General features: G+C 38.4%; 12 protein-coding genes. 5 read left to right on the top strand and 7 right to left on the bottom strand.

Features of this window, described 5'->3' with window-relative positions:
• The first annotated feature begins 302 nt into the window (after positions 1 to 302).
• Together der and ACKGJN_RS08530 are read left to right on the top strand one after the other, a co-directional pair.
• The gene (der, locus tag ACKGJN_RS08535) at positions 303 to 1,610 is read left to right on the top strand and encodes a ribosome biogenesis GTPase Der (RefSeq protein ID WP_409539063.1); all 1,308 of its coding nucleotides are present in this window, start codon (positions 303 to 305) and stop codon (positions 1,608 to 1,610) included.
• Between the two features lie 96 nt (positions 1,611 to 1,706).
• On the top strand, positions 1,707 to 4,487 hold the full coding sequence (locus tag ACKGJN_RS08530) for an outer membrane beta-barrel protein (protein ID WP_409539062.1): 2,781 nt from the start codon (positions 1,707 to 1,709) through the stop codon (positions 4,485 to 4,487).
• A 19-nt stretch (positions 4,488 to 4,506) separates the two neighbouring features.
• On the opposite strand, the gene ACKGJN_RS08525 is transcribed toward ACKGJN_RS08530, so the two are convergent.
• Genes ACKGJN_RS08525 through ACKGJN_RS08505 form a run of 5 tightly spaced genes read right to left on the bottom strand, consistent with a single transcriptional unit; the run spans position 4,507 to position 7,672 of the window.
• The gene (locus tag ACKGJN_RS08525; protein ID WP_409539061.1) at positions 4,507 to 5,310 is read right to left on the bottom strand and encodes a TPM domain-containing protein; all 804 of its coding nucleotides are present in this window, start codon (positions 5,308 to 5,310) and stop codon (positions 4,507 to 4,509) included.
• Positions 5,311 to 5,751: a TPM domain-containing protein gene (locus ACKGJN_RS08520; protein ID WP_409539060.1), complete on the bottom strand. Its 441-nt coding sequence runs from the start codon at positions 5,749 to 5,751 to the stop codon at positions 5,311 to 5,313.
• A 16-nt stretch (positions 5,752 to 5,767) separates the two neighbouring features.
• Entirely contained in the window at positions 5,768 to 6,364 is a 597-nt protein-coding gene (locus ACKGJN_RS08515) for a LemA family protein (protein WP_409539059.1), read from the bottom strand.
• A 1-nt stretch (position 6,365) separates the two neighbouring features.
• Positions 6,366 to 6,695, bottom strand: coding sequence for a MerR family transcriptional regulator (locus ACKGJN_RS08510; RefSeq protein ID WP_409539057.1), 330 nt, complete (start codon positions 6,693 to 6,695; stop codon positions 6,366 to 6,368).
• Entirely contained in the window at positions 6,695 to 7,672 is a 978-nt protein-coding gene (locus ACKGJN_RS08505; RefSeq protein WP_409539056.1) for a M23 family metallopeptidase, read from the bottom strand. The genes ACKGJN_RS08510 and ACKGJN_RS08505 overlap by 1 nt, the downstream gene beginning before the upstream one ends.
• Positions 7,673 to 7,806: 134 nt before the next feature.
• Between ACKGJN_RS08505 and alaS the strand changes: the two genes are divergently transcribed.
• From alaS to ACKGJN_RS08490, 3 genes are all read left to right on the top strand, one after another.
• Positions 7,807 to 10,452, top strand: coding sequence for an alanine--tRNA ligase (gene alaS, locus ACKGJN_RS08500; protein ID WP_409539055.1), 2,646 nt, complete (start codon positions 7,807 to 7,809; stop codon positions 10,450 to 10,452).
• 20 nt (positions 10,453 to 10,472) lie between these two features.
• On the top strand, positions 10,473 to 11,429 hold the full coding sequence (locus ACKGJN_RS08495; protein ID WP_409539053.1) for a GSCFA domain-containing protein: 957 nt from the start codon (positions 10,473 to 10,475) through the stop codon (positions 11,427 to 11,429).
• A 949-nt stretch (positions 11,430 to 12,378) separates the two neighbouring features.
• The gene (locus ACKGJN_RS08490; RefSeq protein ID WP_409539052.1) at positions 12,379 to 12,993 is read left to right on the top strand and encodes a DUF4230 domain-containing protein; all 615 of its coding nucleotides are present in this window, start codon (positions 12,379 to 12,381) and stop codon (positions 12,991 to 12,993) included.
• Between the two features lie 49 nt (positions 12,994 to 13,042).
• On the opposite strand, the gene ACKGJN_RS08485 is transcribed toward ACKGJN_RS08490, so the two are convergent.
• Both ACKGJN_RS08485 and ACKGJN_RS08480 read right to left on the bottom strand, forming a co-directional pair.
• Positions 13,043 to 14,800, bottom strand: coding sequence for an aromatic amino acid hydroxylase (locus ACKGJN_RS08485; RefSeq protein WP_409539051.1), 1,758 nt, complete (start codon positions 14,798 to 14,800; stop codon positions 13,043 to 13,045).
• 126 nt (positions 14,801 to 14,926) lie between these two features.
• Complete coding sequence (locus tag ACKGJN_RS08480) at positions 14,927 to 15,466, bottom strand: DUF4136 domain-containing protein (RefSeq protein ID WP_409539049.1); 540 nt, start codon at positions 15,464 to 15,466, stop codon at positions 14,927 to 14,929.
• Positions 15,467 to 15,487 lie beyond the last annotated feature (21 nt).

Raw genomic sequence — 15,487 nt, 5'->3', positions numbered from 1 at the left:
AGATAACTCAAATCTTTCATTGAGGGTTTAATTCGCCGTAGCTTGTTTCGAATTTATGAAAATATTTTCTAATTCATACCTCGTGGGCTTGCTTCGAGGTTTTTAATTTATTTTTTTCTGCTGCATTCTTTTAATCCTAAATATGAAATATCTGAGTTTTAACAGCTGAAACATAAGTGTATGTAGAAATTTTTCTTCTGTTAATGCAAGCTGAAACAGCCTTCTAAAATTCCCGTTGAGGCAAGAATCAAATTCAAAGAAAAAACGCTATTTTTGCACATTAATAAAAGAATAAAGTTGATATGGGCAATATTGTAGCCATTGTAGGAAGACCGAATGTAGGGAAATCCACTTTTTTTAACCGCCTGATCCAACGCCGGGAGGCAATTGTGGATGCGGTAAGTGGGGTTACCCGCGACAGACATTACGGAAAATCTGACTGGAATGGTCAAACTTTTTCGATTATAGATACCGGTGGGTATGTGAAAGGGAGTGATGATGTTTTTGAGGCTGAAATAGATAAGCAGGTGGAACTTGCTATTGATGAAGCCGATGCGATTATTTTTATGGTAGACGTTGAAAGCGGAATAACCGGAATGGATGAGGACGTTGCCGCGCTGCTTCGAAAAGTTGAAAAACCTGTTTTCCTCGTGGTAAACAAGGTTGATAATGCAAAACGACTCGAAAATGCCGTGGAATTTTATTCCCTGGGGTTAGGAGATTATTTTCCCATTGCCAGTACCAGCGGAAGCGGAACAGGGGAACTGCTGGATGCGCTTATTAAGGCCCTTCCTGAAGTGGAAGATGAAGAAGAGACAGAATTGCCAAGGTTTGCCGTTGTAGGAAGACCAAATGCAGGAAAATCATCTTTCATAAATGCACTTATAGGTGAAGATCGATATATAGTACACGATGTTGCGGGAACTACCCGTGATTCCATAGATACAAAATACGACCGTTTTGGTTTTGAATTTAACCTGGTAGATACTGCCGGAATTAGAAGAAAATCGAAGGTTAAGGAAGATCTCGAGTTTTACTCGGTAATGCGATCTGTACGTGCGATAGAGAATTCAGATGTTTGCTTAATTATTCTGGATGCCACCCGTGGATTTGACGGACAAGTACAAAATATTTTCTGGCTTGCCCAGCGCAATCGCAAAGGGATTGTTATCCTGGTAAACAAATGGGATCTTTTGGAAGATAAAGAGACCAATACCTTAAAGGAATACGAAAAAAATATAAGGAGAGAGATTGAGCCTTTTACAGATGTGCCAATCGTATTTATTTCGGTGTTGACAAAACAAAGGATTTATAAGGCCATTGAAACTGCTGTTGAGGTTTATAAAAACCGAAGCAAGAAAATCAAGACCAGCGAACTAAATGAACGCATGTTGCCAATAATAGAACATTATCCGCCGCCGGCCTGGAAAGGAAAGTATGTTAAGATAAAATTCTGTATGCAACTTCCCACTCCGCAGCCTCAATTCGCATTTTTCTGTAATTTGCCTCAATATGTACGGGAGCCTTATAAACGTTACCTGGAGAATAAATTGAGAGAGGAATTTGACTTTAAAGGAGTTCCGGTTTCAGTTTATTTCAGAAAAAAATAAGATTGGTTTAAACCATTGTTAAATATAATGGTCTTAACAGAGTAATTTCTGTTAAGACCATTTTTTCGTTAAAATCAAATAACAAACTCCTCCCAAATGAAATCAGTATTTTTTCTCCTTACCTGTTTTTTCACATTTCAATTAGCTGCCCAGGATTTTAAAATTTCAGGTAAGATCCTGAATAAGGAATCTAATGAACCTCTGGAAGCTGCAACTATTTATGTTGAGAAATCTACAGATAGCAGTCTTGTAAGTTATACGATTTCAGAAAAGGACGGGGATTTTGTCCTTAGCGGAAATTCTTCAGCAAAATCAATGAATTTATTTATTTCATTTACAGGATTTCAAACCTACAGGCAAAGCGTTTCCCTGGAGGAAAATCCTACCTATACCTTGGGAACCATCCAAATGGAAACCCAGGATAATACCCTGGGTGAAGTTCAAATTGTTGGCAGCCGTCCTCCAATAGTGGTGAAAAAGGATACCCTGGAGTTTAATGCAGCCTCTTTCAACACACGTCAGGATGCCAATTTGGAGGATGTTATGAGAAAACTTCCCGGGGTTGAAGTGGATACCCAGGGAAATATAACCGTGAATGGAAAACCGGTTTCCAGGATACTTGTAAATGGAAAGGAATTTTTTGGAAATGATCCCTTAATAGCTACTAAAAATCTTCCGAAGGAGATTATAGATAAAATTCAGGTAACCGATACTAAAACAAGGTCTCAGGAATTTACGGGAAAAGCAGGAGATCCAGATGATAAAACAATCAATATTACCATACAGGAGGATAAAAATAAAGGATATTTTGCCCGTTCAACTCTTGGAGGAGGAACCGATGAGCGTTATGAAATGAGCGGAATTGGGAATTATTTTAAGGATAAAATGAGGCTTAGTGTTTTGGCGAGTTCAAATAATATTAACAGCTCGGGCTTTAGTTTCGATGAGGTTTTTGATATGATGGGAAGAAATGCCAGGAGTATATCGATGAACAGTGGTAGTGGCGGAAATTCCTTTGGGATCAACGGAATGAATTTTGGGGGTGGAGGTGGCATCACTAAAGCTGAAACTGCCGGAATAAATTATGTGAACGAATGGGGAAAAGAACTGGAATTCACTGCCGATTATTTCTTTGGTAGAAATGATACCGAAAGCAGAACCATTGTAGCACGGGAAAATATTTTACCAAATTCGCGGTTTTTTTCAAATTCCATCAGCGAAAGCAATTTGGTGAATGACAGTCATCGCGCGAGTGCAAGGTTGGAATATGAACCCGATACCTTAACCCGAATCTCTATTTCACCCAGGTTTAATTCAAATTCTGGAATTTCTAACCGAAATAATTCTGCGTTTTCTCAAAATAAAGATCTCCAACTCGTGAATTCCACCGAAACCCGTGATGATGAGGTTCTGGAAAGCAGAAGCTTTAGCAACAGGCTCGATTTTATCAGGAAATATGGAAACCGCGGCGCATATACGCAGGTGAATTTTGAGAATAGCCACAGAAATCAGGAAAATGAAAATTTCTTTTTTTCTGAAAGTCGGTTTTTCAGGGATGGGGAAGTGATCGAGATTCAGGATCAGTTCATAGATGAAGAGGAGCAGCAGGATGAATATTCTATAGGAGCCACGCAGCGCTTTGTGCTTGCAGAAAAATTGTTCCTGGATGCATCCTATGATTTTTCTGCCTCCAACTCTGCCAATACCCGAAATGTATTGGATTTTAATGAGCAAAACGGAAATTATTCAAGCTTTAATGAGTTGCTCAGCAATGATTTTGAGGTTAAAAGTCGAAAAAATATTCCGAATGTGGGACTGAATTATGAAGGAGAGAAATGGCGGGTAGGATCTGAAATAGGTCTTTTAAATACCAGCCTGGAAAATACCAATTTCCTTCAGGAAGCCTCCTTTTCCAATTCGTATAACAACCTTTTCCTAAGCGCAAATGTTCGGTACGAGATTAAGCGATCTCAGAGTGTTTACCTCAATTATAACAGCGATGCAGGAATTCCTTCTATTCAGCAATTACAACCGGTTGTGAACAGAACCAATCCGTTGAACATCATTACAGGAAATCCAGATCTTAGGCCATCCTACACGCAAAGCCTTCGCGGGGGATACAGGAATTTTGATTTTGCAAAGCGCAGCGGATTTTTCAGCTATGGTTCCGTAACTTTTACAGATAACAATGTTGTGCCGGTAACTATAACGGGGGAGGACCTCGTAAGAACTACAACCTATACCAATGTGGACGGGGCAATCAATTCCAATCTTGGAATGTCATATTCCAAAACCAACAAAAAGGAGAAAAGGGAATTTAGATATAGACTCGGGCTTAACGGAGATTACAGCAGGAATATTGGGTTTACCAACGGAGAGAAATATAAGGCCGAAAGGTATACAGCAAGGCCTAGAATCAATTTAACTTATGCGATTGAAGATTATTTTTCACTGGATCCTGGTTATCAGCTCACTTTTACTGAAACCCAATATGATATTAATGCCAGCAGAAATGAGAATTTCGTGAACCATCAAATAAGTCTGGAAGCCACAACTTATTGGCCTAAAAATGTGGTTTTTGGCAATGATATTTCTTATAACTATTACGGGAATGTTTCTCCTGGATTTGATAATACAGCCTTGTTATGGAATGTGAGTTTGGGGTATAAATTCCTGAAAGACAAGGCTACTTTAAAAATAAAGGTGCACGATATGCTGAATGAAAATGTTTCTACCCAGCGTATTGTGGGGGATGATTTTATCCAGGATACCAACAATTTGATTTTACGCAGATATGGAATGTTGAGTTTTACCTATAAAATCAGCAAATTTGGCGGAAAAGATCCTAATGCTGGCAGAGGAATGATGAGAATGTGATAGCAGGAAGTACTTCAGTTTACCAGCTTCCACCGGCACCGCCACCACCAAAGCCTCCGCCACCGAAACCGCCACCAAAACCTCCGCCACCACCAAAACTTCCTCCTCCGCTTGAGCCACCGCCAAAACCACCACGGCCTAAGCTGCTTAGGATGATTACATCCAATAAAGAACCACCAAAGCCACGTTTGCTTCCGGGGCCGCCATTGTTGCCTTTATTTTTGCGTACAAGGGAAACTATGAATACCAGGAATATCACCCCAAGGATCAATAACTGAACAGGAAATCCCTGTGATCCCTGTCGTTGTTTGGGAGAACCCTGAAACGTACCACTTAGTACCTCAAATATTGCAGATGTGCCTTTGTCCAGTCCATTGTAATAATCGTTATTTCTAAATTCGGGAAGGATGATATTCTCAATAATATCTTTGGTTCGGGCATCGGTTAAATATTCTTCCAGTCCGTAACCGGTGGTGATCCATATTTTTCGGTCTTTCTCAGACATTAGGATCAACAGGCCATTATCTTCTTTTTTCTGACCGATTCCCCATTCCTGCGCCCATTCGGGAGCATACAGGCCAATATATTCCCCTTCCAGGGATTCTATGGTCGCTATGACTATTTGGGTAGTGGTAGTATCGGCGTAATTGATGAGTTTTTGTTCCAGCCTTTTTTCATCGGCAGCCGATAAAATATCAGCCTCATCATAAACGCTTGTTTGTTCAGCTGGTTTGGGAGGTATATCCCTTTGAGCAAATCCTGATAAAGAAAAGGCTGCTATTAATAGAAAGGTTACCAGAAATTTTCTTTTAAATTGTAGCATTTACTCTTTTGAAATATTATTGGGAAGTTCGTTTCTATTGCCTTCACTCCAGGGGAAATGAGTTTGTAACTGTCCCCCTGCTTTCAAAATTCCATCGATGAGTCCCTGTTTGAAATTGCCGGCCTTAAATTGGGCGACAATCGCATCTTTGGTGCTTTCCCAAAAATCTGCAGGAACCACATCATTGATACCTTTGTCTCCGTAGATCACAAAATCACGGTCTTCCACCGCAACATAAATCAAAACACCATTATCCAGTTTGGTATTATCCATTTTTAAAAGGTGAAATACCTCCATGGCACGTTCAAAAATATCCTGATCGCCGTGCGTTTTTTCTATATGAACCCTGATTTCCCCTGAAGTAGATTTTTCAGCCACTCTTATAGCTTCAACAACTTCCTCTTCTTCTTTTTTGGATAAGAAATCTTCAACTTTGCTCATAATTTTTATTTTTTCTTTAAAAATCGAAATCCACATCGGGTGCATCTTCAGAACCGGCATCGGCTTCAAAACGTACCATTTGGTCAAAGCCAAACCATCCTGCAAATACAGAATTAGGAAAAGTCCTTATGTAGGTATTATAATCTGTAACTGCTTCATTATATCTGTTTCGGGCTACATTTATCCGGTTTTCAGTCCCTTCCAGTTGTGATTGTAACTGAAGGAAGTTTTGATTTGCTTTAATATCCGGATAGCGCTCCACAGTAACCAACAATCTGGATAGGGCAGAAGAAACCTGGCCCTGCGCTTGCTGGAATTGTTGCATTTGTTCCGGTGTGATGTTGGACGGATCTATCGTAATACCGGTAGCTTTTGATCTTGCTTCAATGACATCGGTAAGCGTACCTCTTTCAAAATCGGCTGCTCCCTGAACGGTTTTTACCAAATTGGTGATAAGATCATTTCTTCGCTGGTAGGAGCTTTCCACATTGGACCAAGTCAATCGGGCATTTTCCTGTTTAGTGATGGCGGTATTGTTGAATCCTACTGTAAGACTGTAAATAATGATCCCTAACACAGCGATCGCGATTACGGGAATAAGCCATTTTTTCATTTTATAATTGGTTTTTGATGTTGGTTAATTCAGCTTTAACACTTTGCAGTTTTCTAATAATTTCAAAGTTAGTAAGAGTTTTTTTCTTTTCCTCTTTTAAATGGATTTTTGCACCTTCCAGTGTAAAACCGCGTTCCTTCACAAGATGAAAGATAAGCTCCAGATTCCTGATATCCTGAGGGGTAAATAAGCGATTGCCCTTGGCGTTCTTTTTAGGCTTTAAGGCATCAAATTCCTTTTCCCAAAAGCGGATAAGCGATGTGTTCACGCCAAAAGCCTCGGCTACCTCACCAATTGCATAATAGCGTTTTTCGGGAAGATCTATATACATTAGTCCAGAGATTGGTTTTCCTGCTGTGATTTCTCTAGTACCTGATCAAACTCTTCAGGAGAAAGGTTTCCGTAGTAAAAGTTTATAGGATTGATACGGTCTTCATCTTTAAATATTTCATAATGAAGATGAGGAGCTTCAGATCTTCCTGTGCTACCCACAAAACCTATAACATCGCCACGTTTAACTCTTTGACCAACGCGTACATTATATTTATATAGATGTCCATAAAGACTGGTATATCCATAACCATGATCTATCCGGATGTGATTGCCATATCCTGTAGACCGGTTATCTGCACGTTCAATTCTCCCATCTCCTGTAGCATATACCGGGGTTCCGCGGGGTGCGGTAAAATCCATGCCATAATGGAATTTCCTTACTTTGGTAAATGGATCGCTTCTCCAACCATAGCCGGAGGCGATCCTTTTTAAATTTTCATTTTTTACCGGTTGAATTGCAGGAATTGAAGCCAATAAATTTTCCTTTTCCTTCGCAAGGACGGCGATTTCATCGAGGGATTTGGACTGAACCACTATTTGTTTGGAGAGGATATCCATCCTTTTATTGGTTTCGGTGATGAGTTTTGAATTTTCATATCCCTCCAGGTTTCTGTACCTGTTAATACCTCCAAATCCTGCTCTTCTTTGTTCATCAGGGATAGGATTTGCTTCAAAATACATTCTGTAAATATTATTATCCCGGTCCTCTACATTGGTGAGTACATCCTGAATTTGATCCATTTTCTTATTGAGCATCCCGTATTGAAGTTGCATATTTTGCAGCTCCCGTTTCAGTGCTTTTTCCTTTGGAGTTTCAATAAGAGGAATATTCAGGTAGATTACCAACAGGACAAAACCTGCTAAAAAAGTTCCAATTATGCTCAGAAATACAATTCCTAACCTTCGGCCTTTCTTTTGCTCAATTTTTTGGTAAGAAAGCGTGTCGCTATCGTAATAATATTTAACCTTCGCCATAAATTAAAAATATACTATTTTTGCTGATATAAACTTGTGCAAAAACCTTGCAGAAGTTTAAGAGAAACGAACAAATATAAAAATTGTTTTCTCAACCTACACAATTTAATAATTTTTAGACCTTTTCCGGCTATATGAAATCTAAAAAGATACGATCTACATACCTCGAATTTTTTAAATCCAAATCACACGTAATTGTTCCATCTGCACCCATGGTTATCAAGGATGATCCCAGCCTTATGTTTACCAATGCAGGAATGAACCAATTTAAGGAATATTTTTTAGGAAATACGGACCCAAAATTTTCCAGGGCAACCGATACCCAAAAATGTTTGCGGGTAAGCGGAAAACATAATGACCTGGAAGAAGTGGGAATGGATACCTATCACCATACTATGTTCGAAATGCTTGGAAACTGGAGTTTTGGTAATCCTGAAGGAAAAGAGATCAATGGCGTTGGAGGTTATTTTAAGAAAGAAGCCATTCATTGGGCATGGGAGTTGTTGACGGAGGTTTTCAAGATAGATAAAAGCATTTTATATGTTTCGGTTTTTGAAGGAAGCGATGATGATAAACTCGAAATGGATAATGAAGCGCTGGAACTTTGGAAAGCCATAGTTCCGGAGGATCGTATAATTTATGGCAACAAAAAGGATAATTTCTGGGAAATGGGGGATCAGGGTCCTTGCGGGCCAAGTTCAGAGATCCACGTAGATATACGAACGGACGCTGAAAAAGCCAGGGTTCCGGGAAGGGATCTTGTAAATGCAGATCATCCCCAGGTTGTAGAGATATGGAACCTGGTTTTTATAGAATTTAACAGAAAAGCCGATGCTTCTCTTGAAAAACTGCCAGCGAGACATGTTGACACGGGAATGGGCTTTGAGCGCTTATGTATGGTTTTACAGGATAAAAAATCCAATTACGATACCGATGTTTTTACGCCGCTCATTCAGGAAATTGAAAAAGTAACCAATTCCCAGTACGGAAAAAGTGATAAAACAGATATTGCAATTCGTGTAATCGCAGATCATGTAAGAGCAGTAACCTTCTCTATCGCCGATGGACAATTACCCAGCAATACCGGGGCTGGATACGTGATAAGAAGAATTTTACGACGGGCTATTCGTTATGGATTCACATTTTTGGACACCAAAGAACCTTTTATTTATAAGCTCGTAGAAACTCTAAGTTCCCAAATGGGAGAGTCGTTTCCCGAACTTATCTCTCAAAAGACGCTTTGCGAGAATGTTATACGGGAAGAAGAGCAATCCTTTTTAAGAACGCTGGATCAGGGGCTTGTTTTACTTGATAATATCATAGAAGTTAGCCCGGGAAAAACCGTTTCCGGAAAAAAGGCTTTTGAGTTATATGATACGTTTGGTTTTCCAATAGATCTTACCGCGCTAATCCTTCGGGAACGTGGGTATTATCTTGATGAAAAGGAATTTGATGCTGAATTGCAAAAACAAAAAGTAAGATCCCGTGCCGCATCTGTTGTTATCTCCGGGGATTGGCAAATTCTTGGAAAAGAGGAAGAAGTGCCTTTTATTGGGTATGATGCAATGGAAACTGAAGTGAAAATCACCCGAATCCGAAAGGTGGAAAGCAAAAAAGAAGGGGAACTTTATCAGTTGGTATTTAATAAAACACCGTTTTATCCCGAAGGGGGAGGACAAGTAGGAGATAAAGGTTTTCTTATACTTCCCGATGGAAACATGATTAAAATCCTTGATACCAGAAAGGAAAACAACCTGATTCTTCATTTTACTAAAAAATTACCTTCAGATACTTCTGCAATCTTAAAAGCCAGAGTTAATAGAATGAAGCGACTTCAAACTCAGGCAAATCATTCTGCTACCCATTTATTGCATCAGGGATTGAGGATGTTCCTTGGAGATCATGTGGAGCAAAAGGGTTCTATGGTTAGCAGTGACCATTTAAGATTTGACTTTTCCCATTTCAGCAAACTTTCTTCCGAAGAATTAAAACAAGTGGAAGATTTTGTGAATGACAGGATTAGGGAACAACTTCCGATTCTAGAACAACGAAATTTGGCCTTTCAGGAAGCGCTGGAACAGGGAGCTATTGCCTTATTTGGAGAAAAATACGGAGATACTGTGCGAGCGATAAAATTTGGGGACTCCATGGAACTTTGTGGAGGGACCCATGTTCAAAATACCGGTGATATCTGGTTTTTCAAAATTATTTCAGAGGGTGCTGTTGCAGCTGGTATTAGAAGAATTGAGGCGATTACGGGAGATGCCGTAAAAGAACATTTTACAGAACAAACTGAGACATTAAATAAGATTAAGGCAGAATTAAAAAACGCCAGCGATCCCGTAAAAGCGATTGGTTCTTTACAGCATGAAAATGCCAACCTTAAAAAGCAGTTAGAATCTTTGATGCGGGACAAAGCCAAAAACCTTAAAGCTGAATTGCAGGAGGAATTAACAGAAGTGAACGGAATTTCTTTTCTTGCTAAAAAAGTGGATATCGACGCCGGAGGTATAAAAGATCTTGCTTTTCAGTTAGGGGAAAAAGCAAACAACCTGTTTTTATTACTGGCTTCAGAACAAGATGGTAAAGCCGTGCTTTCCTGCTATATTTCTAAAGAACTTGTTGTGGAAAAAGGATTAAATGCAGGAAAAGTGGTAAAAGATCTTGGGAAATACATTCAGGGAGGTGGTGGCGGTCAGCCATTTTTTGCCACGGCTGGCGGAAAAAATCCAGCCGGAATCCAGGAAGCTTTAGATAAGGCAAAATCTTTCGTAGAATAATTTTTTCGATTTAAATTAAAATGCAGTTTAGAACCCAGTTTTCCATAGAATCTCAGGAACCTAAAATAGATCATACTTCCAGGATCTTTTTGACGGGATCTTGTTTTGTGGAAAACATTGGCGCTAAACTGGATTATTATAAATTTCAAAATCGTCAAAATCCTTTCGGAATATTATTTCATCCGGCAGCGATCGAAAAATTTATCACCAATGCGGTGAATGAAAAGGAATACACTGCTGAGGATATCTTTTTCCATAATGAACGCTGGCATTGTTTTGATGCGCATTCGGCCCTTAGCGATCCGGATGAATTAGCTTTACTGAAAACTCTCAAAAGAGGCATTACGGAGACGCGAAAGTTCCTTCAGGAATCTACGCATGTGATTATAACTCTTGGAACTTCCTGGGTTTATAGAAATCTAAATTCTGATGAAACCGTAGCAAACTGTCATAAGCTTCCGCAGAAAAATTTTTCAAAGGAGATCACAGGAGTGGAGCAGATTTACGATCACTTAAAATCAACGATTTCGGCAATTAAGAGTTTAAACGCTAAGGCAGGAATCGTATTCACAATTTCACCCGTACGGCACCTTAAGGATGGCGTGGTTCAAAACCAGCGCAGCAAAGCACATCTGATTGCGGCTTTACATAAAGTAATGGACGAACAGGATAAAATTGATTTGTTAAGTTATTTTCCGGCCTATGAATTAATGATGGACGATTTAAGGGATTACAGATTCTATGGCGAGGATATGTTACATCCCAATGAAACTGCTATTGAATATATATGGCAGAAATTTGTTGATTCCCAAATTTCCCCCGAAAGCCTTCCTCTTTTAAAACAAATTGAATCCATTCAAAAAAGCCTGAAGCACAGGGCCTTTAACAGCGACTCTCAAGCTCATATAAAATTTCAAAAATCTCTTGAAAATAAGATTGACCAGCTTCAAAAAATATATCCACACTTGAATTTTTAATCCCTCATTGAGGGTTTATCTCGAATTTTTAAAAGTTTTTTCGGCCTCATACTTCTTATACTTGCATCGAGGTTTTTGATTACGACCAATTTATAAGCCTGATGATTTTAAATGAATCCAGGGTATTTTTTTAGTGATTGATTATGATTTACTGATTTGTAGTGATTTAAGGTTTTTTGGGTTAATGAATTTCCTTGATTTGATTTATTTTTGGGTTACAAGTTTAAACTTAGAATCTTTTTAATATCCCATAAAGCTATGGGGGTAGCTTTGGGGTAATTAAGAAGCAAAATGGACGGGATAGCCGTCCATTTTGCTTTTTTCTCTCTCCTTAAAAACCAAGAAAATCAAGGTTTAATTTTTTTTTACAAATATTTAAAGGTCAGATATTTATAATTAATGAGTATGGAAAAATCTCATTAATCATATTTTATTTTCAATATTTAATTACGACTGAATTTGAAATTATTAACAAATTGTTGATAAGTAGCTCATAAAATAAATAAAATTTTTATAAAGGAATCAATTAGATGAATTTCACTGCGAATTCCTTGTTAATATTGAATTTATTTGCACTTTTAATATTATAGATAATTAACTATTGAATTGAATTATTGATTAAATTTTAGCATAATAATTATGTTATATTAATAATAACTGTCAAATATACAATTAAGTATTATGTAAAAAATATAAAAATCCCCCTGGAATTGAAGATTTTTTTTGTACATTTAGTCTTGTTATGAAACTCTAAGCAAACTCAATTCGTTGTATTTGATTAAAAGTCATAACGAAGTTTCTAAAATTTGTTGGGGTAGATTTTAGAAAAAAAAAGACAAATGGACGGGTGGGGCCGTCCATTTGTGCGTTTTGTATTTAAGGTTTTCTTCAATTTCTTTTAAACTTCCGCCTGTTATTTGAATTTGTATCTTTGTTGAAAATTTGAACTATGCGGAAGCTTCTTCCTGTTGTTCTTTTGGGCTTAGTGATCTTTTTTGCCTGGAAGTATTTTGAGAATAAAAGTATACAAAGGGATAGGCTTGAGGAAAGTACAGACCTCATCCAGAAACAGATAAAAAATGTGGGAAAGCTGGTGGTTACGGAAGGTAATTTCGCCCAGGTGTTTTCCTATAATGACTCTAAAAAGTTTTATCTGGATGTTTTTTCAGCAAGAAAAAAGGCCCTTATCATCGTTAATGCCGATGTTACTGTGGCATACGATTTAAGTAAACTCCAAACACGGGTTAATCCAGAGACCAAAACTGTAACCATTACTTATATTCCTGAGGAGGAGATCTCCATTAATCCTAATATTCAGTATTACGATGTTACCCAGGATTATTTAAACCAGTTTGAGGCCAAAGATTATAATAAAATTCAGGAACGTATTAAAAAATCGTTGATGGGTAAGATTGAACAATCCTCTTTAAAATCCAATGCGAAAAACCGATTGATAAGCGAGCTTCAAAAAATTTATATCCTTACAAATTCCATGGGTTGGACACTGGAATATAACGGAAATGAGATCACAAGCCCGGACGCTATGGACGTTTTAAAATTTTAGACAGATTTAAAAATAGTTCAGTCTTTAAAATAAATCCTTTCAAAAAGCTTTAATGGATAAGAGATTTGGATTCTATCATTTCAATCCCGCCATCTATCAAATGGGCTATTTTGGGCCGTGAAACTTTTACCATTTTCAGGTGTTCCTTTATCTCGTCTGCAAATTTCGGATCCCTGTCTGTTACCAATTCATAGATTTCTACTGCAAGCAGCCAGTCTTTTGGGTGGTGTTTTTTTGCAATATCGAAAGCAGCTTGCAGGGAGAACCTTGTATTTTCTCCATTTCTGATATTTCTAACCGATTGATATAATGATTCCAATTCTTCCTTTTCAGCAGTTTTCTTGCTTTTAATGGTTGTGCTTGAAGGCGTATGAGTGATCAAATCAAAGGATTTAGGATCTGCAGGTCCAGCAAATGCTGAAATAATAGATTTCCCAATTGCCATATCATAATTACCCCATTCGGGTTTAAATAAAATTTCGTCCTGGTACTGTACCGTGCAGTTTTTAAGACTTATCAAAATTATTTTTCCCTGCAGGTTCCGGCTTCCGGTAATTATCTCTCCTTTTACTGTCACACCCCCTTCGAATTCGAAAGTGATATGCTCTCCTTCGTAAATGTCATAGGCTCGTAAATCACGCGGACTCATATCTTCAATTGCAAGGTTGATCCCTTTAAGCTTCCCAAGAGGAGAACCAAAACCATCGGGATGATTATGTGTGCCGTGCCCTACAAGCTCTTTTTCCCGCGAAGAAAGTGCAGTTTTTCCTTTGGTTTGAAAATAAACAGGTTGACCTTGATCTACCAGTACTCTTGAGAAATCCCCGGATATTTGTATTCCGGTACTCAGCTCTATAGTCCCGAGATTTTTTGAATTAACTAGTTTTTGAAGTCCTTCCAATCCACCGGTTCTCAAGGCCATTGTATTGGCAAATTCTTCCAGGACCAGGCTCAAATGTGCGAAATCCGGAGTAACATATAATTGGGGTTGTGGTTTTGTAATATCAAAATCCTGTTTTGATGCCGCCAGAGTATACGGGATTTTTCTGACTTTATCTGTCATACACCACGCGCTTTCACCTATAGAAGACAGTAAGCCGGCTCCATAGATCTTTGGATCTTCAAGAGTTCCAATCAAGCCATATTCCACCGTCCACCAGTGGAGATTTCTTATTTGAGCCATTTCGCTTTGTTCTCCCATATTATTCTGAAGAAATTCAACTTTTTCTTCAGCTTTGCTGATATCTTCTTCAGGTGTATCTTCAGCCTCCTTTATGATAGACAAATGTCTGATGGCTTCATACATCTCATAATCTCTTGCGCTGGAAATTGCTTTGCAGCCTATTTCTCCAAATCTCCGCAGATATTCGGCATATTCAGGGTTGGCGATAATAGGAGCGTGTCCCGCTCCTTCGTGTATAATATCAGGGGCGGGCGTATATTCAATATGATCCAATTGTCTGATGTCACTTGCTATCACCAATACATTATAAGCCTGAAACTCCATAAATGCCGCCGGGGGAATAAAGCCGTCAACCGCGACTGCTGCCCAGCCAATTTCTTTCAAAATGCGGTTCATCCCATACATATTGGGAATGCTGTCAATAGAAATTCCTGTTTGGTTTAGACCTTCCAAATAAGACTTATGTGCCACCTGACTCAAATACTCCACATTTTTGCGCATTACATAACGCCAAACTGCCTGATTGATGGCGTTGTAATCGTCGTAATTTTGCGGTTTAATGAATTGTTGTAAATGGGCCGGGAGCCTGTCTAAAATTTCATTTGATTCTATATTTTCTAACATAATTAAAAAGTCTTATCCGATTCATAAAGATACAAAACAGGAAGGGAATTCTTTAAAATCTGTGGAATCCGATTTTGCGAAGTCTTTGAACATAAAAAAACCTCCCGAAGGAGGCTTTAAAAATTCTTATCTTTTTGCTTCCGGAGGATATTTTTCTAATATTTTACTTACAATCTCATTAATACGCTCCTGTTTACGGTTTACATCTTTTGCAAGGGCTGCAGTTCCCATTCCCTGCCATACAAGTTCTTTTTCTTCTGCATCAATTAGGTCAAGATATAAAGTTCCTTCACTTGTGGTGCTAACTGTATTTCTTCCGGTTCCCCAATACCAGGGGTTCCATCCCCAACCGTAATAACCATACATGTTGTTTTGATAAATATTGATATTCTCGTTTGTTTTGGTAAAAATACTTACTAAAAGATCTGGATCTTCAGATTTCACAAAACCTTTGGCCATCATTTCGCTTTCGATAGCGCGGAGAATCCTTTTTTTATCCAAATCAGAAATTTCTGCCTTGTCAATTCCCGGTTTGAAGAATGCAAAGGATTTGTATTTGCTGAAATCGGCATTCTGATCATAATCGGATGCAACCTGAACAGTGCTGCAGGAAGTCATTACAACTGATAGCAGAAGAAGCACGGAAGTGATTTTAAAGATTTTCATAGATATATATTTTAGGTTTAA

The sequence above is a fragment of the Gillisia xinjiangensis genome (assembly GCF_046298265.1).
GTDB lineage: Bacteria > Bacteroidota > Bacteroidia > Flavobacteriales > Flavobacteriaceae > Gillisia > Gillisia xinjiangensis.
Note: the sequence above shows the minus strand (reverse complement) of the source record. Positions and strands in the feature narration are given on the sequence as shown.